Source organism: Winogradskyella sp., assembly GCF_003712105.1.
GTDB lineage: Bacteria > Bacteroidota > Bacteroidia > Flavobacteriales > Flavobacteriaceae > Winogradskyella.
This window is the reverse complement of sequence record NZ_RHLG01000004.1, coordinates 195446-218755: the sequence shown is the minus strand read 5'-3', so window position 1 is coordinate 218755 and position 23310 is coordinate 195446. Positions and strand designations below refer to the sequence as shown.

Below are 23310 nucleotides of genomic sequence, written 5' to 3'. Positions count from 1 at the left end.
ATGTGATTAAGAACTGCAAGATAGCATGGAGCAACCAACTTTATGCCTTGCCCATTCAGGACGTTTAGCAAACCATTTCTCAAATTCAGGTTGTTCAGAATAGGGTGTCTTTAGCAATGAGAACAACTCGTCAATCAACTTGTAGTTTCCATTATCTGCTTCGTCTATAGCTAATTGAGCCATATAATTGCGAAGCACATATTTTGGATTCACCGTATCCATTTTCCCTTTGCGTTCCTTATCAGATAACTCTTCTTTTGTTAATCGTAACTGATAATTTTCAAACCAATCGTACCATTGTTTTTTAATAGGATCAGTAATGGATTCAATATTGTAAAATGCCTTTTGAATTAGTTGAAAGCCATGAACTGAATTATCTTTCTTAAAATTAGATAGTAGCCTAAAGAAAATAGTCATATCAGTTTCAGTAAGATGAAGTGCATTTTCTAAAGATTGCACGAGTTTTATATCATCAGATTCATCATTAAACAAACCTAATTTAGATCTCATCATTATTAATGACTTTGTTTCAAAACCTGTTTTATAATCTTCTAGAATGTTTTCTAATGGTTCTACATCTTCAATCAATGGATACAAAGCATTAGCGAGTTGATACAAATTCCAAAGTCCAATACTTGGCTGGTTTCCATACCGGTAACGTTTATGTTGCGCATCCGTTGTATTTGGTGTCCAGCCAAAATTAAAATCGTCAAGCCAGCCGTAAGGCCCATAATCTATGGTTAAACCTAGGATAGACATGTTGTCTGTATTCATTACACCATGAACAAAACCAACTCGTTGCCAATGAATGATCATATCTAAAGTACGTTTCATAACGTCTCTAAAGAATTTGACATATGTGTCTTTAGAAGGCCCACCTAATTTCGGGAAATGATGCTTAATCGTATAATCTACAAGAGTTTTTAAGGTCTTATGGTCCTGTCTTGCTGCAAAAATTTCGTAATTACCAAAACGCAAGAAGGACGGGGCGACTCTTGATACAATGGCTCCTTTTTCGTAAGCTGAATTGCCATCATAAAGCATATCTCTTAAAACCTCATCACCTGTCAACGAAATTGAAAGTGCACGTGTTGTAGGTACACCCAAATAATGCATAGCTTCACTACATAAATACTCTCTAATAGATGAACGCAATACTGCTAATCCATCACCACTTCTGGAATATGGTGTTTTGCCAGCACCTTTAAGCTGAATTACCCAAGGTTTGTTATTGTGTTCAACTTCGAAAAGATTTATGGCTCTACCGTCACCTAATTGCCCAGCCCAATTTCCAAATTGGTGGCCACCATAACACATTGCATAAGGTTTTGTATCATCTAAAACGGTGTTACCTGTAAATACATTCAGAAAGTCTTCAGAATTAATATCACTCTTAGTTAAACCTATATTCTGCACCATTTCACTCGAAGTATGAATAAGTTCGGGCTTTTTTGTTGCTATTGGCGAAACATAAGAAAAACAGGCTTCCTTAACTTGCCTTATATAATTTTCAGTAATAGAATCTGAAGGAAGTTCGGTAGTGAATGAATGTTTTAGGTTAAGCTGCATAATTTGTCAATCCATTTTTGCAAATTTGTATCAGATGGATTTCTTAGTTTTTTTGTTCCAATTGTTATAGTTGGAAAGTTTAGTTTACGACTCATGTACAAGTTACGTAATTCTCGGGCATAAGATTCATTTTTTTCAACATCTAAAAAAGAATAATCTAAATTAAGATTCTCAAAAAAGTCTTTATAGTGTTGGGTTTTATGGCAACGTTCAACCCCAAAAAGTTTTATCTTTTGTTTGTCAATCATGCTTCATAAGGCTTATAATTAAGCGCTTTTTAATTTATCCGCATGTAATTGACGGAGTTTGTTGAGCTTTGGTGTTATTACAAAGCTACAATACCCTTGAGACTGATGTTCTCTATAATAATTTTGATGCTCTTGTTCAGCTTCAAAAAAAGTATCTAGTTGAGTAATTTCTGTAACTATCGAATTATCATAGTAAGGTGCTAATTCTTTGATAACAATCTCTGCAATTTCCTTTTGAGTGTCGTCATTATAAAAAATTACAGAACGGTACTGTGTACCTCTATCAGCACCTTGACGATTTAATGTTGTTGGATCATGCGTGGTCATAAAAATGACTAAAATGTCTTCGTAAGAAATAACGTTGGCATCAAAAGTAATTTGAATCACTTCGGCATGTCCTGTTAAACCAGAGCAAACTTCTCTGTATGTTGGTCTACCTGGAACAGTTCCACCTGAATATCCAGAAACTACTTTTTCAACACCTTTCACTTCTTGAAACACTGCTTCTGTACACCAAAAACAGCCACCGCCAACAGTTGCTAATTGTATGTTTTTATCCATTGCTAGTTGTTTTTTCTAAAACCATAGACTCGGAGTTGATGCAATAACGCAAACCACTCGGTTCTGGTCCATCGGGGAAAATATGTCCTAGATGTGCATCACAAGTGTTACACATTACCTCGACACGTACCATTCCATAAGATGTGTCCCTTTCATACTTAATAGCATTTTCCTTTATAGGTTGAGTAAAGCTCGGCCAACCAGTACCAGAACTAAATTTTATGGTAGAATCAAATAGTGGCGTATTGCAACATACGCAGTTATATTTACCAGCATCATAAATAGAGCACAACGCACCTGAATGTGCCATTTCAGTGCCTTTTTGCCTTGTAATTCTATATTGTTCTGGTGTTAATTGAGCTTTCCATTCTGCGTCGGTTTTTACTACACGATTATCAGGTTTTGGACTCCCATTTACAGAGAAATTGATAATATCTTTCCAGGTTAGCATACGTTGAGTTCCTTTCTTTTCTAGTTAATAATATGCCTTTGTAAATATAATAATATAGACGAAACATTTAAGGTATTCTTACAGGTTAAAATGAAGTGAATTCTAAAAGAAAACACTACAACATTGAGAGTGTTGTAGTGCTTTATCAATTTTAATCCATTAGACAATAACAGAAGAATTACTAAGCTATTAATTTAAAGAAAATTATAAGTTATTGTCTATTCCAAAAATGTGAATAAAAGCCTATGTTTTGAAATACGATGTAATAAACGGTAGAATACGTGAATAAATGACACATTTGTAGAGAATATAAAAGATTTAAAAGCAGTTTTAATAATACCTATACAAGAACGAGCACTACTATTATAATTTCTACGACTTTTATAAAAAAAATTAAACCTTATAATTTAATGAATTCCATTCGAAAATGCATTCAAATCAGAGTGGGCTAAAACAATTTACGGCTTCGTACTGCCACGTATACAATACGTATTGGTACGTATTCTATGCCATGCAAAAATCAAATAGTTTTGGGTTGTCAATATCAAAAATAAATACTGATTTTTTTAAAAGAATTTAAAGAAATCAATAGAAGTCAGTATATTTAGTTTTAACAATTTTATCCTAACCCAATGATTAAAAAGAGTTTAGTATTTATTACTCTAATTTTTAGCTCTTTTACGTTTGCACAAGTGCAACCGACTAGCGATACAGTTAAGGCATTAAAAAATAAGATTCAGGATTCTGATGGATTAGAGAAGCTAAAACTACTTGACAGTCTCTGTTGGTTAACAAGAGATAAATTAGAATTTAAATACGATTCTATTGTAAAAGTTACTATAGACCATGCCATTAACTTAGATTCATTTAATATAGCCAATAGGCAAGCTGCTAGGTTAATTTGGTCCTATACTAATAGATTGGGTAAACCTAATGAAGGTAAGGCATTTTTTGAAGATTTTGACGCCAAAAAATTACCCGTTACTAATAATGCTTTATTGGCGAGATTTTATCTTAATGGCGGTGACAGCTATTATTTTTCTGAAGAAGTTGAGAAAGCTATAGAGATATATAATATTGCTTCGGATTATGCAATAAAGGAAGGTGATTCCATATTATTTGGTATTTCAAAAAAATATATTGCTGACGCATACATACGTATAGGTAAATTAGCTGATGCTTCTAAGATGTTACAGGAAGTAGAGGCAATTTATCAGAGAACAAAAGACACTATTAGGCTGGTAAACACAAAAAGTTCTAGAGCCGATTTGTACAGTATGAGTGGTTTTTATGATGAGGCAAAGATTGAAAGAGATGAAGTAGTAGAACTTGCCAAAGCCATAAGCTACGAATCTGGAATAATATCTGCACTTTTAAATTCTGCTATAGATAATAGCTTTATTGAAAATAAATCAGAGGCATTACTAAATTTGAATGCTGCACTGGATTATGCCCAAAATTCTGATGAAGTAAAAGACAGGTACGAACCTCAAATACTAAACAAGCTACTTCAAGCATATGCTTCAGTAGATAGCTTAGAAAAAGCTACAGAGATTCTGAAAAGGATTCAATCTAACCCAGAACGTTATACAAAAGGCTATTTTGAAGATGCTCATAACAAAAGTCTTGGGCTCTATTATTTAGCAAAAAAAGAGTATTCTCTATCTCTAGAGTTTGCAAAAAAACATTATGATTTTCAAATAAAGAATAGCTCTGTTGAGCAAAAAAAGAGCGCTAACATATTACTTTATGAAGTTTATCAAGCAATGGGAGATTCTAAATCAGCATTATTTCATTTTGAAGAGGCTACAAAGATTAACGATTCTTTATTAAGTATAAGGCGTTCAAATGCATTGTCGTATTATCAAACCTTGTATGAAACTGAAAAAAGAGATGTTCAAATTGCAAAGAATGAAACACAAATTGAAATTCTTAATGGTAAGAATAGAGATAAACAACGTTGGATAATTTTTGGTGGGCTTTCATTATTAGCAATATTCACTATTGCATACTTATCACGTATCCGAAAATTTGAACGAAAAAAGCAGAAACTGCAAAACAAATTCTCTCAAGACTTAATTAATGCACAAGAGAATGAACGTGGTCGTATAGCAAGAGAATTACATGATAGTGTAGGACAAAAATTAATGCTTCTTAGTAAATCTACCGATAATGAAAATTCCAAGAGTCTAGCAAAAGATACTTTAGAAGAGGTCAGAAGTATTTCAAGAGGATTACATCCATCAAATTTAGAGCGCTTAGGGTTAACTGAATCCATCAATGCCCTTGTATATAACATTAATGCAACTACAGATTTATTTTTTAGTGAAGACATTGAGAATATAGATAATACTGTTTCTAAAAATGTTGAACTACATGTATACAGAATAATTCAAGAAGCGCTGAGTAACATAGTAAAACACTCAGAAGCTAAGGCTGTAAAAATGAAAATTTCCAAAACCAAAGACGAAATTGATGTCACGGTTAGCGATAATGGTAAAGGATTTGATTTTCAGACGAAATACAAGGACATGAGTTTAGGTCTTAAGACTTTAAAAGAACGTGCGAAAATTATAGGTGCCAAAATACATTTTGAAAGTCAAGAAAATCAGGGTACTGTTATGCAGTTAAATATTCCTATATGAGCAAAGAAGATATTAAAATAGTGACCGCAGATGATCATCCTATGCTTTTAAAAGGGTTAAATGATGAACTTGAAAAAAATGGTTACACTATTATTGGTCAAGCAAGCAATGGCATACAGGCGCTAGAGCTAATTCTTAAACTAAACCCTACCATAGCTTTTCTTGACATTGATATGCCAATGCTTAATGGTTTTGAAGTTATAAAAATGGCTCGAGAAAAAGGCTCTAAAACTAAGTTTATCATCTTATCCTTCCATAAAGAATCGTATTATCTAGTTCAGGCCAAGACGTTTCAGATTAATGGTTATTTATTAAAAGAAGATAGTTTTTTTGAGATAGAGAATTGTATTAAGGAAGTCGTTTCTGGTAACATCTATTTTAGTAAGTCTATAGATAACCAACCGATAATAGAAGCGACTGAAGAGTTAAAAAGGCTTAGTCTTTTAACGCTTTCAGAAACAAAAATTCTAAAACTAATAGCCCAAGAGGTTTCTAACCAAGAAATAGCAGATACATTGTCACTTTCTATAAGAACTATTGAAAAACATAGAAGTAATATTATTGATAAACTAGGCTTAAAAAAAGGTAATAACGCTTTAACCAATTGGTCTTTAGTGAATAGAAGTACAATACTCTCTCAATAATACGTGCCAACACCTATTTTTTAAGAGCTAATACGTATTTATAGGTTTTTGGCGTTGGTTTTAATTTGTAGAAATTAATCCAAAACTCATCTTGCCATAATAATTGCCCATAAAAATAAGGCATTTGCAAAACACCTTGAAGAGCTTTTACTCGGTCATGGTTTTAATAATATTGAATTATCTCACGGTGGATTTGAGACTTTGGGTCATATTATTAGTAAACGCCCTAAGCTTATAATTTTACATAACAAACTTCCTGATTTAACTGCCAATGACATTATAAAGGCAACTATTTTTAAAGGTATAAAATCAAACTTTATAGTATTGTCCGATACCTCACGTAAACATTATAAGAGCAGCTTTTTAAACAAAATAAAATATATAGACCTTAATAATAAAGACTTTATACACAATCTCATCGAAGCATTGAATTCAATAAAATTAGAAGTCATTAGTGATACCTGAATCCAATTATTGATTTAAGTGTTAATACTTAAAATTTACGCACTACCTCTTATTTGATGTTAGGTTTAGCCAAAATAATTTGCACCATATTATCGTCTAGTTATAGTTGCGATAATAAAATAACTTCATTTTAGCAAATGAATAGCATAATTTGGGTTAAGCTATACCAGAATTTGTTAAAGGGTTAATAGTTGATAGTTGATAGGTACGTAATAGCTGTTAGATATAGGGAAATTAACTAATTATGTGCCAAAACCTCCTTAAATTATTAAGGGGGTTTTTCTTTGTCCAAATTCTGGAACAGATATACGTGCCAGTACGTAAAAATTAAGAGTTATTACTTATTTCTTAAGCTATATCCCAAGAATAATTTTGTACTTGATTTTAATCTTATAATCATGAAAATAAATACCCCTTTAGTTTTAGTTTTTATCTTATTTAGTTTGTGGCAAACACCCACAAAGGCGCAGTGCGATAGCACTAACGATATTATTCAATCTGTAGGACCAAGTTTTTATGCAATGAATTCTTCAAGGCCAGACAATGTTGGTCAAACATTTACTCCGTCATGCAGTAGTACAATAGAAGGCGTTTCTTTTTGGACCGATGGTGTTTTAGGCGGGACAATAGGTGGCGTATCTGTTACAGCAGAATTATGGAGATTTCCTTCATTGAACTCGAGAACACTTATTGCCTCAGAAACTCGTGACATACCGTTTAATCTTTCAAATGACGATATTGAGCAATATTTTGCATTTGATGACGCGCCTACCTTAAATGCTGGTACTGAATACGGAATAGTTTTCACTAATAATGAAACTGATAAGATTATTGAGGTACTAGTCAACACCAATGATGTATTTACAAATGGTAAAATGATACGAGATTTTTCTTCTGTTTCAATAAGTGGTTGGGATCTTGAATTTAGAGTGTATTACGAAGATAATGTGGCGCCAAATGCCAATTGCAGAAACATTACTCGAACTTTAGGTGCCGATGGTACCGTTAGTATTAGTGCAAATAATATTAATAATAATTCTACAGATGCAGATTCAGGGATTGTCTCATTTTCCATCTCTCAAAGTAATTTCGATTGTTCAGATATTGGAGATAATATAGTGACCTTAACAGTGGGCGATCAAAATAGTAATTTTAATTCTTGTCAAGCAACTGTAACTATTTTAGATGGATCTGCTCCAGAATTAACTTGTCCAGGAGATATGACGGTATTTACAGATCCTGGAATACCAGCAGTAGTCAATTATGATGATATTTTATACAATGATTGTACTGTAGAAACACCAACCGGTTTTGATAGTTTAGGTGTTTGGAATGGCAAAAGTTATTTTCTGTCACAAACCGCTCTTGTGCCAAGTCAAGCATACTCTAACGCTGAATCTATTGGCGGGTATTTAGCAACTATAGAGGATGCAGCGCATAATGAATTCATTAGATCCACAGCAGCAGCCCTAGGAGAGACAGGCTTTCTATTCGGATATAGTGACGTAGATGTTGAGGATTCCTTTGTTTGGCATGATCCAGATGCTACATCTACCTATACCAATTGGGCAACAATAGAACCAAATGACGCAGGATCAGGTGAAGATTATACACAAATGAACGGTGGAGGTAAATGGAACGATATAAATAATAATACTCCAAGAAAATATGTTATTGAGTTATCTCAATCCACAATAACTCAAACAACTGGTCTTGCTTCAGGAAGTGTGTTCCCTTTAGGGACAACAACAAATACATTTGAGGCCACTGATGCCTTTGGTAACGTCGGTAGCTGTGAATTTGAAGTAACTGTTGTTGAAAATCCTTTTGAGACTTCAGTTGAACTTAGTGGTGGTAAATTGACTATTACAGATATTGAAAATGATTCTGATGACCAAATCACATTATCAAGTGACGGCACAACACTAACTATTGGGGATTTGGTAGTGCCAACTGTATCTGGACCAGGCGTAGTAAAAACAGACCCAACTACAGTTACCGTTCCGATTTCTAATATTACAGATGGTTTTGAATTTATAGGTGGAAACGGAACCAATAGTATTTCTGTAGATTCTGATCTAAATATTACTGGGGATTTTGATATTAAAAATATAAATACGTTTACTCAAAACGGAGCCATTACAACTACAGGAGCTTTTAAAGTTTCTGAAAGTATAGCTCTAGACCTTACAGTCCGAAGAGCGTTAACAGCCGGAAGTTTAGACATATCAGGAATAAATTCTTTAAATGATCAATTTCCTGGATTTCCAATAACAATAACAGGTACTACAATTATCCAAACTAACGAAAATGTGGATGTAAGTTTGGGAGCTACTGCACCACATACTTTTGGTGGATCTGTAAGTATAAGTGCATCTTCCATTTTCCTTGCATCTTCACAATCCGTAAATCTTGGGACTATAACCGCAACAGATATTGATGATAGCATCAGAAATGAAATTTTTGTAGGTTCTGGAGATTTAACACTAACAGCAGATGTGATTACTGCTGGAGATTCTGATTTATATCTAAGGGCAGAGAATACAATTAACAAACCTACAGGAACCATTACGACAGATAAGTTGTTTTTTGATGGAAGCGATAACGGAGATACGGTAGCTCTATTCTTTGGAGATAATGATATAAATATGATTGAGGTAGAAAGTGGACGCACCATGGGTCTCATTGTATTTAATGATATCGATGATATGGAGATTGGTCTATTAAACATTGGAGATGCAAGTCTGTTTGCCCCAATCATGAATCTTACTGAGAATACAAATATTATTAAAAATGGAACGGGGTCATTATCCATAGGTACAGATACAAGTACAATTAATATTACCAACCCAATAACTAATTCCGTAGCTAATATTGAACATAATGCAGGTACAGTAGAATTTTTTGGAAGTACAATTACAATTGAAAAGTTAGATTATACAGGTGTTTCAGGAACAAGGACACGATTTTTGGATGCTAATACAACTTTTAATGATTTAGATCTGTCATTAGAATTTGGAACATTAATTATACAAGCACCAGTAAATATCGGATCTAGTGGTATAACTATTGAAGTTGTTGATGAATTATTATTAGATAGGTCTAATAGTGTTTTATCTGGTTCTGGAACATTTACAGGGACATCAACAACAGTTGAGCAAGAAGGTACTATTGCACCGGGTAATGGCATAACACCATCTATACTGACTGTTAGAAGCATCGAATTTAATGATGGCGTTTTTGCACCATTTATAGATAGTGATGTAGCATTTGACCAATTAAATGTTATTGGTACGGTTACTTTAACGGATGCAGATTTTGCACCTACAGGTGATTTTAGCATTGATTCAGGTACAGAGGAAATTATTCTTATTAATAATGATGGAAATGATGCTGTCGTAGGAACATTTAATGGATTAGTTGAAGGTGCACAAGTGACATTGCCTGGAACAAGTGACATTTTTATAATCAGTTATGCTGGTGGAAATGGTAATGACGTAACCTTATCACGAGACTCTCAAGCACCAATTTTAACTTGTCCTCAGGATTTAACTATTGATTGTGCTGATGCAGCAACTGTCTTTGCTCTTGGTGTAAGTACAGACACACCAATCGATATTCCTGACAATGATGGTACAGGTATTACAAGCATAGCCAATATTACAGGTTTAGATGCTGATTTGGAAGTTACCAATATTACTGTACAAACTGCTATTAATCATACATGGACTGGTGATTTATCCATAGAACTTATTGCACCCGGTGGTGAAACTGTGACTTTATTTGCAGAATCTTTAAATGAGGCCAGTGATTTAAATGCTGACTTTCCTATAACATTTACTGATTCTGCGACTACACGCGCTAATGATATTGGAGCAACTGTTGGAAATAGTGAAGCTGCCTGTCAGGTCGATAATATCTGCGAATATACCGCCATGGGAGGTGTTGATGCTTTTGAACAACTCATAGCAGAGATTAATGCGAATGGGAACTCTTTTAATGGAGATTGGAGTTTGACTGTACTTGACCTAGCTAATAATGATACAGGTAATTTAGTGTCTTGGCAGATTAATATTACGGCAATAGACCCTGATGCAATTGCAGGTTCTGTAAATACAGACCCATCAGTAACAGGTACTGCTGTTGCGACAGATAGTTGCAATACGCCAGATTGTAATGTTACTATAAGCTACGAAGATTCCGTGGTAGATGGCTGTGGTATTTCTGAGGTCATTACACGTACATGGACAGCGGTTGATGCTTCTGGCAATTCGAGTAGTTGTATTCAAACCATTACAGTTACAGATACAGTTGCGCCAATATTAGATACATGTCCTGAGGATATTCTATTCGAACTAGCACCAGGAGAAACAGAGGCTATTGTGACCTATGATTTACCGACAGCAACAGATGTTTGTGGAGATGTTACAATCACACAAACGGAAGGATTCGCCTCTGGTGAGTTATTTCCTGAAGGTGATACCATAAATACATTTTCCATAACAGATGCTTGTGGTAATGAGACGATTTGTTCGTTTACTGTAACCGTTTCTCTACCAGAAACTTTAGTTGAATTTATAGGAGGAAAGCTTACTATTACAGATATTAATGGCGGTATTTCAGATGATGATCTCTTTCTTTCAAATTTTGCATCACCAGTATTAACCATAAGTAATTTAACTGCACCAGTTCAAGTGTCAGGCGATGTTACTGTAATAGATGAGACGACAGTATCAGTACCATATGCAGATATCACCAATGGTATGGAATTTATTGCCGGCGATGGCATCAATAAAGTGACAATGTCTGAAGTATTCATTTTTACTGGAGACGATAATGACTTGAAATTTGATAATTTACAAGCTTTCAATGTTATAGGGTTTATTAATACCGAAGCTGATTTAGAGATTACTGGTAACGGTAATTTAAACCTCGATATAGGTCCATGGACTGTAGAAAATTTTTCCGTAAATAATGCGAGTAATATTACTGATCGACCAGGTCCAGGAATTACCGTTACAGGGGCTACTAATTTCAGTGCTTCGAATGAGATTGTCATAAATGGTGGCGAAGGCTTTCATGAATTTAATGGTCCTGTTACTTTAGAAGCAGACAGAATTACATTTACGGCTGGAGCAGATCTTACTTTCAATGAAGTGAACATCAGGGCAACAGACGCACTTCAGAACTTTTTAGTAGCTTCTCCAGGAACAATTACTTTAAACGGTAATATTAATGTCACCGAAAGAAATACAAACTTATTTATAGGGAGTAATAACGGCATCACGCAACAAAGTGGAATTATAAATGAGTGTTTTTTAATTCTACAAGGAACTGGTCTGGCTACTGCTACATTAAATGGAGCAAATACTGTCGGAGCAATAACTGCTATAAACCCTATTAACGCTGATGAAAGTGCATTCACCAATTTATCTTTTACTAACGCTACTAATACGTTTTTAGAACAGATTATAGTTGATGAATTTACTTTAACAGCACCACAATTTGATTTAGAACCAGACTTTACTGTCATTACAAAAAATGGAACAGGTGTTAGTAGTTTTAATGCAGATATAGATATTAATAATGGTACTGGTACAGCTATTTTTAATCATAGTGCAGGTACCATTAATTTTAATGGTGATACTAACGATTTTAATGGTCAAGTTACCTATAATGGAGCTGCTGGTACTATTACAAATCTAAATAGTCAATTTTCGGATTTTCCGCTTGGAGGAGGTGATAGAAGCTTCACTTTTGGAACATTAAACGGAACGGGTACGGTAGACGCAGGAGATATACCAATCACTGTTTTAGACGCTGCAAATTTCTCTGGAGTCTCAACTTTAGTAACAGGATTTCCATTTGTACAAGGTGCAATCACGACGATTTCTGACAATGCTACACTAACTCCTGGTGGTGGAACTACTGGTCTGAATTATACATTTGATGATTTGGTTATGGATACAGGAGCTACTTTTGCGCCGCGCATCGTAGGAGATGGAGGATTTGCGAATTCTGAATTTGATAGATTAACCGTAAACGGAAACATCACCTTAAATAATGCTAATCTTACACCAACCGGAGGTTACATTATAGAGCCTGATGATGAAATAATAATTATTGATAATAATGGTCCAAATGCTGTATCAGGAACTTTTAATAATCTGCCTGAAAATAGTGGAGTAGTCTTCGGAGATTTTGTAGGAATGATTAGCTATACAGGTGGTGATGGTAATGATGTAGTTTTAATACCTGATACTATAGACCCCGTTGCAGTATGTCAGGATTTAAACCTAACAGTTGGTGTTAATGGTATTACTGTTATTGGTAGTCAAATAGATGGTGGCTCATCGGACAATGGACCAATAACTGCGTTTCTAATAAATGGGCAGCCTTCAGTTAACTTCACAACTAGTGATGTCGGAGATAATATAGTAACGCTTACTGTAGTAGATGCAAACGGTAACACAGCAGAGTGTAATACGACAATAAATTTAGTCTCGAACATCAATGCAACACTACCAATACTAATCAGCGAATATCAACCAGTATTTGGAATTGATGAACCACAAACGATTGAGATTAAAGGAGAACCTGGAGAATCATTCAGTGGTGTCTTTGTTATTATTGACGGTGATAATAGTAGAAATGGTAGAGGTGTTGTTACTGATGTTAATACTATTTCTGGTGACTTTAATGCTGATGGTATATTAACCGCAATAGTCCCAAACTTGACAAACCCAACACATACAGCAGTTTTAACTAATTCGTTTACTGGTACTATTGATGTTACAGACATTGATGATGATAATGATGGTATTGCAGACGATTTATCGGCTTTTGGTACAATATTCGACGCAGTAGGTGTTAGTGATGGAGGCGCATGCTGTCCATTAGACGTCTTATATGGTACGGATTTTGGAGGCGTTGATTTACCTAGTATTGGAGCTATTCCTTCAGCTATATTTAGAGAAGGTAGTGTAGGTGATTTTTACCTGATATCCAATTTTGATGGTTCCATTTACGATAATAGTGGTGTAGACGTTGATGCCTCTAGTTTTGATATGACTCCAACCGACGTTGGCACTTTTGGAAGCATTAACCCATCAACAGTAGTAGTCTTAGATGTAAAAGTCTATCTGCAAGGCGCAGCTTTAGGAAGCTCTAACACACTTATGCGTGATGATTTGAGAGTCGCAGGATTACTGCCAACAACAAGTCCTTTTGAAGATGGATTAACGGCCACTTTCCCTAATGGAGAGCCTAATAATACCATAGTAGATTGGGTTTGGGTTGAGTTGAGAGATGAGACAGACAATACTTTAGTTGTTGATGGACAATCAGCTTTATTACAACGCGATGGTGATGTTGTAAAAGCAGACGGTACAGATGGTTTAAATTTTGCTATTCCATCAGATGATTACTACGTCGTTGTGAAACATCGTAATCATTTAGGAATAATGAGCGCTGCACCAATAACATTGAGTAGTAGTCCAACAACTGCTGATTTCACTGATGCTGCTAACCCAATTACTTTTGGTACAGAAGCGCAAACTACAATAGGTATGCCAGCCGGAGTGCTTGGAATGTGGGCAGGAGATGCAGATGGTGATGGAGAGGTAAGCTTTACCAACGATGGTAATATTATCCTTTTTGATGTTCTATTCGATCCAAGTAATGCATCATTTAGTTCACTGTTTACTGGTGCAAACGATTATTATGATGGCGATACAGATCTTAATGCTAATGCATCTTTTCAAGATGACTTAAACAATCTGTTATTTAATGTGCTGTTTCACCCATCTAATAGTTCGTTCAGTTCATTATTCACGTTTACAGAGCAATTACCAACTGGAGGTACTACCAGAGTAACTGACACATTTATACTTGAGCGTAGAGCCTATATAGAACAACAATTAATAGAGTTACAAAAACTCATAGATAACAACAACTAATAACCTACACATTTATAAAACAAAATATCATGAAACAATTATATACAACACTAATTATCTTAAGCTTATGCTTTACAGGATCAATAAGTTCTCAAAACATTCAGTTTGATTTACGTTGTAGCTCCGATGGCAATAGTTATGAGATTTATGTAACAAGAGATATAACTACTGCTCCTTTTTTGGCAGCCGGAAGTTCTACAATTACTCTAGTACTACCAACAGGAAGCTCTCGCACCGTGGCTCATACAAGCGAATCTGTAGTGACTTACAACCAGGTCACTCCAATAATAGATGGCAATGGCACAGGTAATGATTATTACCCGTTTAATTCTTCTGGAGGCGCAAATATATCAAGCATATTAACTGCTAATACTTCGGTGTTATGGCTGACCTTAACGCCATCAGATGGTACAAGCCAAGAGGCTAGGTTGTTTGTTAATAGCACAGACCCAAGTGATATTGGTGGTGTAAATGCATCTAATGTATTTACAACTTTAGCACCACCACCAACAGGAACATCTAATGAGTATTCTGGTAATGTAAGCGATGCCACAATAAATTGCACAACCTTATCGACTGATGATTTTGATACGATGGCACATGCCGTATCTGTATATCCAAATCCATTTGCAGACATACTTCAAATAGAGTCAACACAAAAAATTGAGCGTTTAGAAATGTATGATATAACTGGTAAACGCGTATATGCTGCTAAAAGTGAACAGCAATTATCATTAGGTCATTTACAACGTGGTGTTTATTTACTAACTATATATACACCAAGAGGGAAAGAAACTATTCGAGTAGTAAAAGATAGATAAAGTTATTAAAGTTAGTTTTTATGGATTGCTAGTTGATAGTTGATAGGCACAAAGAAGAGTTAGTTAGCAAAGGGGAATTAACATTGTTTGTGTCAAAACCTCCTTAAGAAATTAAGGAGGTTTTTTGTTGAGCTAATGTCTACGTTATTTTAAAAACAGTATCTTAGTTTTATGACCAGAGATATTATAGATATTAATGACTTTACTATATTGGTAGAAACTGCAAATTCTGAAAAGACTATTGAAGACTCTTGTTTTTTTGATGAGCCAGTCATAGCAGTAGCATTTTATGGTTCAGGTAATGTAGATTTAGAATTTAAATATCCTACAACATCAAAATTTTATAATTATACTAAAGGATTGGCCTTATCTTTTTATTCTGATGAAAAGGTGTTGTGTAAACATACAGTTTCAAAAGATTGCCCTTTAGAGTGTATTGTAATCGCAACCGCAACTAGGAATCTTCATAAATTACCAAATCAAGAAGGTGAATTATTTTCAGACCTTTTAGGGCAATTAGTAAATCCTAAAGATCATTATGTAGAAGGCCCGAGCTTCTTTATGACACCAGAAATGCAACAAATTGTAGATAGTATCTTTAATATTAAATATGAAGGTAAAGCTAGAATGATGTTTTTTAGGAGTCAGATTACAGCTTTATTATCACACTTCTTTGGACAATTAGCTATACAAAAAACTACTGATTTTAAAGAGAAAGATAGAAAGCGACTTGATGAGGTAAAAGAGATATTAGCTAAAAACCTTGATAGCCCACCATCTTTAACAGAGCTCTCTAAAATTATTGGCTTAAACACAACTAAACTAAAAAAGGAGTTTAAAGAAGTTTTTGGCGTGCCTGTATTTAAGTATTTACAAAATCAAAGACTTTCAACAGCGCATGACATGATTAGTAATGAAAACGCTACAGTTCAAGAAGCAGCATGGCATGTAGGCTATGATAGCCTAAGTTCTTTTTCTAATGCATTCGCCAAAAAATTTGGTTATAGACCTAGTCAAGTGAGGTAGTCTCGTCTTTTCAAACAAATCAAAAATCTTTTCAAATAAGTCTATGCTCTAAAGTGCAAATACTTTTGTCTTGTAATTAAAATTATTAAGACATGAGAACAATTAGAGCAATTTTAATAGGTGTAGCTATCTGGATACTAGGAGTAACCGCCTACATCGTTTCGTTTAATCTTTCAATATTGAAAGATAGAGAACTTCAGGCTGACATAGTGTTATTTTTATCTGTTATACCATTAGTATGGTTTGGTAGCGCTTTGTATTACAAGAATGATAAGACTATACTTGGATACAAATTAGGCCAGACTTTTTTACTTGTTAGTATTGCCTTAGATGCACTAATTACAGTACCATTTTTTATGAAGCCAGTTGGTATTGACCATCTTACTTTTTTTACATCATTCAGCTTTTGCTTAGTAGCATTTGAGTTTATTTCGGTAGCAGCATTATACTATTACATCAAGGTGTATTTAAGAACGATAAAAGTAAATCAATAAACCTATGGAACTCTCATTACAACACATCGTTTACTTACTCTTAGTCGTTTGTACAGGTCTAAGTGCAGGATTATGTTTTACATGGTTCAATTCTGTTACTCCAGGTATTGGTAGACTTGATGATTTAGATTTTTTGATGTCTTTTCAACAGATGAATCGAGCGATTTTAAACCCTGCTTTTTTTGCAGTGTTTTTTGGACCATTCTTTTTAGGGCTTGTTAATTTATTTCTTTTTAAAAATACATCCTCAAGCTTTTGGTGGTGGCTTTTAATAGCATTTCTAATCTACTTTGTAGGAGTTGTTTTAGTCACTGTTTTAGGAAACGTACCACTAAATGAAATACTCGATAAACACAACTTAAAGACCTTAAATGAAGTCAAAATAAAGGATTTAAGAAACACTTTTGAAACTAAATGGAACCAGTTGCATTTCATCAGAACTATAACCTCAATACTGTCATTTATAACCTTAGTTATACTAACAACACAAATCACAAAATAAAATTTTAAAATCATGAGAAAAGAACATTTTTTAATCACAGGCGGAACCGGAAAAACAGGTCGAAGAATAGTAGACCGTTTACAAAAATTAGGACACAAAGTTCGCATAGGCTCACGTTCAGCTAAACCAGCATTCGATTGGAATCAACCAGAAAACTGGAATCAAGTCTTAGATGGTATAGATAAAGTCTACATTACTTATCAGCCAGACTTGGCTGTGCCAGGTGCTAAAGAAGCCATTACAGAATTAGTAAAACAGGCTAAAAAAAGCAAGGTAAAAAAGTTAGTGCTTTTGTCTGGTAAAGGCGAAAAGGAAGCACAACTTTGCGAGAAAATAGTTATTAATTCGGGAATTGATTATACAATTGTTAGAGCAAGTTGGTTTAACCAAAATTTTAGTGAAAATTTCTTGCTAGAACCAATATTAGATGGTGTCGTTGCATTACCACAATCTAAGGTTAAAATACCTTTTGTTGATGCTAATGATATAGCTGATGTAGTTGTAGAGGTATTCTTAAATGATAAACATAATGGACAAATATATGAGCTAACAGGTGAGCAATTGTTCACTTTTAAAGAGGTGATTGATATCATTTCTAAAGTTTCAAACCAAAGCATCACATTTATTCCTGTTACCTTAGAAGAGTATAGTAATGCAATGAGAGAGATGCAATTACCCGAAGATTTTATATGGTTAATTGACTATTTATTCGATGTAGTTTTAGGTAATCCTGAAAATTCAATAGTCACAAATGATATAGAATTAGTATTAGGAAAAGCACCAATTTCATTTTCTGAATATGCTGAAAAGGTAGCTCAGACAGGAATTTGGAATCAAACTAAAGTAAAAGCTTAGCCAACCAATCTTTCATCAATCAAAATAAAAACCCTTGTATGTATTAGTAATATAGGGGTTTTAACTTTAGAGATTATTTAGATAAAATTTTAAATCCATACCTAATCAACAAGTAACTAATGATTGGTGTGATAATATAAAATATAATTAATGAGATTAGAAAGGTTATTGATATCCGTGATAGGCCAGACCTGGTAAAACTTGGGAGCAAAGAGTTACCACCTAATAGGATAAATAAAACTGAGAACAATAACAGTCCGATAATGATTAAAAAATAGGCTAAAACTTTCCTTAACATAATATATATGTTATAAAAATAAGGATTGTTACAAACAATTAAATCAGTAAGTTTTCAGAATAACTTCTTGATTATTGGATATACTTGAGCAATGAATGGTATTAATAATAGTAAAATACTAAGCTCCAAAATTGCAAACTTTTGTTTTTCAGTGATTCTATCTTTAAAGAAATAATACCCTATGTAACAGACAAAACCAATGAAACCTAATATATAGCTGTAAATCATGATTTATATTTAAAAATTACACTAAAAATAACAAAACCCTTGTATTTAATGATAATACAAAGGTTTATTATGGAGTCGGAGAGATTAACTTTGTTGTTCTCTAGTGACTCTAAAGTTGCAATTACAACTACCTGTCTTTACAAGACAGATGTCTTAAAACACAAAACCCACTCAAGCAAACTTGATGGGTTTTCTATTTTAAGTCACAACGCAGTTGTGAGTGTTGTGGAGTCGGAGAGAATCGAACTCTCGTCCAAACAAGTAACCAAAGAGCTTTCTACACGCTTAGTTTTTTCTTAGTTTTAGACCGTAAGCTGACAAAAAACAGCCTACTTACAGCTTAGCTTCTAAATCTCGAAAAGGCATTAAAGCGCTACCCAATCTTAGTTAATATTTACGATGCCTCTAAATAGAACGCCATTAACCAAGGCTTTCTGGAGACATAAAGCTTGCTCACCTAGTGAGCCGAGGCTTAATCTTACTATAATTCAGATTATGCAGCTAAAGCGTAGTTATTCTCGCCGTTTAAAATTTGGTTTAGCCTTTAACGTGTTTCAATACCATTACACGACGTGCTTACCATTTAATTAATCTCGCTGTCAAAACCAGTCGACCCCAAATGATAATTTTAAAAAGGATAGCGAAGTTACAAAAAAAGTTGTGCAACCTCTTAAATCCAGTTATTTTCGTGCAAAAATTATTCCAGATTTGGAATAATAGTTATGTTATCATCTTTTGTCATTTCGAACGAAGTTGAGAAATCTCGTTATTAAATTATAAAGATATTTCGACTGCGCTCAATGTGACAATTAAAGTTTAAATAATATGAAGTTTGCCATCATCAAAGAACGTAAAAATCCACCAGATCGACGTGTTGTGTTTTCTCCAGAAACTTTAGCAAAAGCTAGAGCGCAGTTTCCAGAAGCTGAGTTTATAGTTGAGTCTTCTGATATTAGAGTGTTTCCAGATGAAGCCTATGCTAATTTAGGGTTTGAAGTTACTGATGACGTATCGGATGCAGATGTAATGATAGGTGTAAAAGAAGTTCCGATAGAGCATTTAATTCCGAATAAAAAGTATTTCTATTTCTCACATACCATTAAAAAGCAGCCTTACAATAGAAAGTTGTTAATTGCTATGCTCGAGAAGAATATTGAAATGTACGATCATGAAACCATTGTTAACCAAGAAGGATTCCGTCTTATTGGCTTTGGTCGTTACGCTGGCTTAGTCGGTGCTTACAATGGTTTTCGAGCTTTGGGTTTAAGAGACGGATTATTTAATCTGCCAAAAGTAGAAACCCTAGCTGATTTAGATGAGGTAAAGTCCGAATTAGATAAGATAACGCTTCCAAATATTAAGATCTTACTATCTGGTACAGGAAAAGTTGCTCGTGGCGCTAAAGAAATTTTAGATCATTTAGGTATAAAAGAAGTAAGCGATGCCTTGTATTTAACTTCTGAGTTTACTGAACCTGTGTATTGTTTAGTAGATGTTATGGAATATGCAAAACGAAGTGATGGTAAAGTGGGAGACAAGTGGGAATTTTATAAAGACCCAACTGGTTACGAAAGTAATTTTATGCCTTACGCAAAGCAAACGGATTATTTTATTGCAGGTCATTTTTATGGCAATAATGCACCGTATTTATTTACAAGAGAAGACGCTAAGCAATCTGACTTTAAAATAAATTTGGTTGCAGATATCTCTTGCGATATTGATGGTCCTGTAGCAAGTACTATTCGGCCATCTACCATAGCAAAACCTTTTTATGGTTACGATCCACAAAATGAGACTGAAGTTGCTTTTAATACTAAAGATGCTATTACAGTCATGGCGGTAGACAACTTGCCATGTGAGTTACCTAAAGATGCAAGTGAAGGTTTTGGCGAAACATTTATTAAGCACGTCATTCCTGCTTTTTTTAATAAGGATGAAAAAGGCATTCTGGAGCGTTCTAGAATGACAACGGCAGATGGGCAATTAACTGAACGTTTTAGTTATCTTCAGGATTATGTTGATGATGATGGTAAAGCTCATTAAACATTCTATAGCTAACGTAAAGAAACACTCCATAACCAAAGGTAAATAACCAAACTTCGGAATTATTAACAGGGTGAATAATAACGTCAATAATATCCGATAACAGATTTAATGGGTTACTTATCATTTCCCACGAATTATATCTTAAAAATCGCCCAAGGTAGACTCCGAATCCACATAAAAAGATAATTACTGTAGTTAGATATCTTATTGGGACGTTTTTAAAATGTTCCGAGATTATAGATTTCATATCATTTACAGAAAAGAAGAACAGTAATAAACCTGTGCCAGCGAAAGACAACAAAACTAGAATATCTAACCATAACAAATGAGATTGACTCACCTTAAGATGAAGAAAATCTGTAACTATATAAGGCGCATTTGGCAAAAACAGTAGCCAAATACAAAACCAAAACCCTAGCTTAAATTTGGTGAGTGTTGTGGTTGTTAAATACATGGTAATGATATATGGAATAAATGCTAAAACTATATTCCAGATCAAGAACAGATAAAAGAATGATTTGTTGAGTTTTATTCTAAAGATTAATAAAAAACTACTCATTATTAAAGCAGTGAATAATAGAGATATAGTTTCAAATTTTTTGATGATGAGTGATTTCATAGGTCTATCTAATTGCTATTTTTTCTCCTAAGTATTTAGGCTTTTTATTAATGATAACGTCAAGTATAGCTTTACTTCTTGCTAAGTATTCTCTTATTGGTTTATTAAAGAATTGTGGAGTTTTTATATGTTTGGCATTAAAACCAACAGCATTAATGCCATGAGCTTGTGCTAAAAAGATGGCACGTTGACAATGAAATCTTTGCGAAATAATTGTGATATTATATTGGCCAAAAATCTCTTTTGCTCTAACTACAGAGTCTAGTGTTCTAAATCCTGCATAGTCAAGATAGATTTTGTCTTCCGGTATGCCTCTTTTAATTAAATCTTCTTTAAATAAACTAGGTTCATCGTAATCTTTTCTGCTATTATCACCACTAACCAAAATGTAATCTATTTTGTTGGCTTTATAAAGTTTAACTGCTGCATCTACTCTGTAGCGATAATATAGGTTAATACGTCCATTTTGAGTAAACTTACTAGCTCCTAAAACTAAACCAACCTTATTTTTTGGAATGTCTTCAGGATTGTAAAAGTTCTTTTGTTCAGCAGATTTTGCTACAATATAATTAGGAAGAATTAGGCACAATACTAATAATAAAAACCCGAAGCCTAGTATGAATTTTGACTTTAAATAACGACGAAGATGTATCTGTTTTTGATATTTTGTCTCGATAAACAGAATGGTAATAATACCTGTAGTGTAAGCCACCAAATCCATAAATTGAAACGTGGTACCAAAAATTAATTTGAAAACGTGATTGTTTTGTTGATGTAGTAATTCGACAATGTTGAGCAATTGAAGAAACTCAATTAAAAATGAAATAATAAGAACTATAATAGCGCTTCTCCAAACACTAATTGATGTTAATCCTCGTATCGCACAATACAGCAAAATAACCACTAGGAAATCACCCAAAGTATGTCTAATAAAACCTGTCTTAAATTGAAGTGCAATGATGACTTCAACTCCAAATAGCATTAAAGCACATATTAGGTAATGTTTATGAAATTTTAGAATGTTTTTCATTCACAGCGTTTTAATGGTGTTTTTAGAAAAAGTTATTGCTCTTAAATCTTTTAATGAGATATTTAATAATTTACTGTAATCGTGATGGTGAAATGGATTAGCCGATTTACCAATTGCATAAGACTTGTAATAGTAATTGTAATACTCCGGTAATAGAGCTGATCCAACAACTAAAACGCCAAATAAATACAAGCTTCGTTTTCCATTTCCATAGCATAGATATTGTAAAGCAATTTCATCTTCTACGTTTGTACCATAATTGCATAACACATGGTAGCAATCATGTCTCTCAACTTTAGGAATTAACTCATATCCGTTTTTATGTAAAAAATCACCCAATTGTTTGCCAAATGTTTCCTCGCTATACTTTAAGAGTTCTGCTCTGCTAATATTCCATGGTTGTTTATGCTTAAAGTACTTGGTATATACTTTTTGACTCACCTCAAATAACCATTCGATAAGTTGTTTTCTTAATTTTTGCATGAGTCTAAGTTTTAGAAAACCAAACCCAAGCCTGGCATGTTGTTATATATGCTGAGGTGAAAAATGCGATTATGCCTATATTAAAATCACTCATGAAGGCACCAAAACATGAAACAAAGAATACGATAACCGCATAGTATGGAAAGTAGTGTTTAAACACGAGAGTATTATTCTCATAATTACTCAACCAAAAAATGCTACATATGGTTATTAAAATGACAATACTAACTGAGAGAAAAATAGGAATCAGTGAGAAAATAATATACGGGAATAGATTAATATCAATATCATCAGTGAATACGATTACCCAAAATATAACTGCTGCTAATAATGTACTCCGAATTAAATTATGAGCTATGTTCATTGC

Annotated in this window: 17 protein-coding genes and 1 other RNA gene; 10 read left to right on the top strand and 8 right to left on the bottom strand. The window is 33.9% G+C overall.

Annotated elements, in window-relative coordinates:
* Positions 1–6: 6 nt before the first annotated feature.
* From ED556_RS10650 to msrB, 4 genes are read right to left on the bottom strand one after another with little or no spacing between them, the layout of a single operon-like run.
* A complete protein-coding gene (locus ED556_RS10650) occupies positions 7–1569 on the bottom strand; it encodes a protein adenylyltransferase SelO (RefSeq protein WP_296323346.1) in 1563 nt (520 codons plus the stop codon).
* Entirely contained in the window at positions 1554–1817 is a 264-nt protein-coding gene (locus tag ED556_RS10645) for a glutaredoxin domain-containing protein (protein WP_296323344.1), read from the bottom strand. The genes ED556_RS10650 and ED556_RS10645 overlap by 16 nt, the downstream gene beginning before the upstream one ends.
* An 18-nt stretch (positions 1818–1835) precedes the next feature.
* Complete coding sequence (msrA, locus tag ED556_RS10640) at positions 1836–2378, bottom strand: peptide-methionine (S)-S-oxide reductase MsrA (RefSeq protein ID WP_296323341.1); 543 nt, start codon at positions 2376–2378, stop codon at positions 1836–1838.
* The gene (gene msrB, locus ED556_RS10635; RefSeq protein ID WP_296323338.1) at positions 2371–2829 is read right to left on the bottom strand and encodes a peptide-methionine (R)-S-oxide reductase MsrB; all 459 of its coding nucleotides are present in this window, start codon (positions 2827–2829) and stop codon (positions 2371–2373) included. Before msrB ends, msrA begins: the two co-directional genes overlap by 8 nt.
* 632 nt (positions 2830–3461) lie before the next feature.
* On the opposite strand from msrB, the gene ED556_RS10630 reads away from it, so the two are divergent.
* The 9 genes from ED556_RS10630 to ED556_RS10590 all read left to right on the top strand — a co-directional run bounded on the left by ED556_RS10630 (position 3462) and on the right by ED556_RS10590 (position 18239).
* A complete protein-coding gene (locus ED556_RS10630; RefSeq protein WP_296323336.1) occupies positions 3462–5474 on the top strand; it encodes an ATP-binding protein in 2013 nt (670 codons plus the stop codon).
* Entirely contained in the window at positions 5471–6118 is a 648-nt protein-coding gene (locus ED556_RS10625; protein ID WP_296323333.1) for a response regulator transcription factor, read from the top strand. Before ED556_RS10630 ends, ED556_RS10625 begins: the two co-directional genes overlap by 4 nt.
* A 201-nt stretch (positions 6119–6319) precedes the next feature.
* Positions 6320–6583, top strand: coding sequence for a hypothetical protein (locus ED556_RS10620; protein WP_296323330.1), 264 nt, complete (start codon positions 6320–6322; stop codon positions 6581–6583).
* A 398-nt stretch (positions 6584–6981) separates the two neighbouring features.
* Entirely contained in the window at positions 6982–14541 is a 7560-nt protein-coding gene (locus ED556_RS10615) for an HYR domain-containing protein (protein ID WP_296323327.1), read from the top strand.
* A gap of 29 nt (positions 14542–14570) precedes the next feature.
* Positions 14571–15362, top strand: coding sequence for a T9SS type A sorting domain-containing protein (locus ED556_RS10610; protein WP_296323324.1), 792 nt, complete (start codon positions 14571–14573; stop codon positions 15360–15362).
* A 171-nt stretch (positions 15363–15533) separates the two neighbouring features.
* On the top strand, positions 15534–16388 hold the full coding sequence (locus ED556_RS10605) for an AraC family transcriptional regulator (RefSeq protein ID WP_296323321.1): 855 nt from the start codon (positions 15534–15536) through the stop codon (positions 16386–16388).
* 92 nt (positions 16389–16480) lie between these two features.
* Positions 16481–16882, top strand: a complete 402-nt coding sequence (locus tag ED556_RS10600; protein WP_296323318.1) for a DUF5367 family protein — start codon at positions 16481–16483, stop codon at positions 16880–16882.
* 4 nt (positions 16883–16886) lie between these two features.
* Positions 16887–17384, top strand: a complete 498-nt coding sequence (locus ED556_RS10595) for a DUF1772 domain-containing protein (protein ID WP_296323315.1) — start codon at positions 16887–16889, stop codon at positions 17382–17384.
* 12 nt (positions 17385–17396) lie between these two features.
* Positions 17397–18239: an NAD(P)H-binding protein gene (locus ED556_RS10590; RefSeq protein WP_296323314.1), complete on the top strand. Its 843-nt coding sequence runs from the start codon at positions 17397–17399 to the stop codon at positions 18237–18239.
* 749 nt (positions 18240–18988) lie between these two features.
* Here ED556_RS10590 and ssrA read toward each other — a convergent pair.
* Positions 18989–19382, bottom strand: a transfer-messenger RNA (tmRNA) gene (gene ssrA, locus ED556_RS10585).
* 208 nt (positions 19383–19590) lie between these two features.
* Between ssrA and ED556_RS10580 the strand changes: the two genes are divergently transcribed.
* Positions 19591–20808, top strand: coding sequence for an NAD(P)-dependent oxidoreductase (locus ED556_RS10580; protein ID WP_296323311.1), 1218 nt, complete (start codon positions 19591–19593; stop codon positions 20806–20808).
* Here the strand turns inward: ED556_RS10580 and ED556_RS10575 are convergent.
* The 3 genes from ED556_RS10575 to ED556_RS10560 are packed head-to-tail and all read right to left on the bottom strand — an operon-like array spanning position 20762 to position 22943.
* On the bottom strand, positions 20762–21430 hold the full coding sequence (locus ED556_RS10575) for a DUF1361 domain-containing protein (RefSeq protein ID WP_296323308.1): 669 nt from the start codon (positions 21428–21430) through the stop codon (positions 20762–20764). The genes ED556_RS10580 and ED556_RS10575 overlap by 47 nt on opposite strands.
* 4 nt (positions 21431–21434) lie before the next feature.
* Positions 21435–22460 (bottom strand): DUF2809 domain-containing protein, encoded by a 1026-nt coding sequence (locus ED556_RS14640; protein ID WP_366663750.1) that lies wholly within the window; start codon positions 22458–22460, stop codon positions 21435–21437.
* Entirely contained in the window at positions 22461–22943 is a 483-nt protein-coding gene (locus ED556_RS10560; protein ID WP_296323305.1) for a Coq4 family protein, read from the bottom strand.
* Between the last annotated feature and the right edge of the window lie 367 nt (positions 22944–23310).

What these genes read in the sequence shown, in the direction of transcription:
- ED556_RS10650 (WP_296323346.1), bottom strand. Translation starts at nt 1,569, where the DNA reads ATGCAGCTTAACCTAAAACATTCATTCACTACCGAACTTCCTTCAGAT.
- ED556_RS10645 (WP_296323344.1), bottom strand. Translation starts at nt 1,817, where the DNA reads ATGATTGACAAACAAAAGATAAAACTTTTTGGGGTTGAACGTTGCCAT.
- msrA (WP_296323341.1), bottom strand. Translation starts at nt 2,378, where the DNA reads ATGGATAAAAACATACAATTAGCAACTGTTGGCGGTGGCTGTTTTTGG.
- msrB (WP_296323338.1), bottom strand. Translation starts at nt 2,829, where the DNA reads ATGCTAACCTGGAAAGATATTATCAATTTCTCTGTAAATGGGAGTCCA.
- ED556_RS10630 (WP_296323336.1), top strand. Translation starts at nt 3,462, where the DNA reads ATGATTAAAAAGAGTTTAGTATTTATTACTCTAATTTTTAGCTCTTTT.
- ED556_RS10625 (WP_296323333.1), top strand. Translation starts at nt 5,471, where the DNA reads ATGAGCAAAGAAGATATTAAAATAGTGACCGCAGATGATCATCCTATG.
- ED556_RS10615 (WP_296323327.1), top strand. Translation starts at nt 6,982, where the DNA reads ATGAAAATAAATACCCCTTTAGTTTTAGTTTTTATCTTATTTAGTTTG.
- ED556_RS10610 (WP_296323324.1), top strand. Translation starts at nt 14,571, where the DNA reads ATGAAACAATTATATACAACACTAATTATCTTAAGCTTATGCTTTACA.
- ED556_RS10605 (WP_296323321.1), top strand. Translation starts at nt 15,534, where the DNA reads ATGACCAGAGATATTATAGATATTAATGACTTTACTATATTGGTAGAA.
- ED556_RS10600 (WP_296323318.1), top strand. Translation starts at nt 16,481, where the DNA reads ATGAGAACAATTAGAGCAATTTTAATAGGTGTAGCTATCTGGATACTA.
- ED556_RS10595 (WP_296323315.1), top strand. Translation starts at nt 16,887, where the DNA reads ATGGAACTCTCATTACAACACATCGTTTACTTACTCTTAGTCGTTTGT.
- ED556_RS10590 (WP_296323314.1), top strand. Translation starts at nt 17,397, where the DNA reads ATGAGAAAAGAACATTTTTTAATCACAGGCGGAACCGGAAAAACAGGT.
- ED556_RS10580 (WP_296323311.1), top strand. Translation starts at nt 19,591, where the DNA reads ATGAAGTTTGCCATCATCAAAGAACGTAAAAATCCACCAGATCGACGT.
- ED556_RS10575 (WP_296323308.1), bottom strand. Translation starts at nt 21,430, where the DNA reads ATGAAATCACTCATCATCAAAAAATTTGAAACTATATCTCTATTATTC.
- ED556_RS14640 (WP_366663750.1), bottom strand. Translation starts at nt 22,460, where the DNA reads ATGAAAAACATTCTAAAATTTCATAAACATTACCTAATATGTGCTTTA.
- ED556_RS10560 (WP_296323305.1), bottom strand. Translation starts at nt 22,943, where the DNA reads ATGCAAAAATTAAGAAAACAACTTATCGAATGGTTATTTGAGGTGAGT.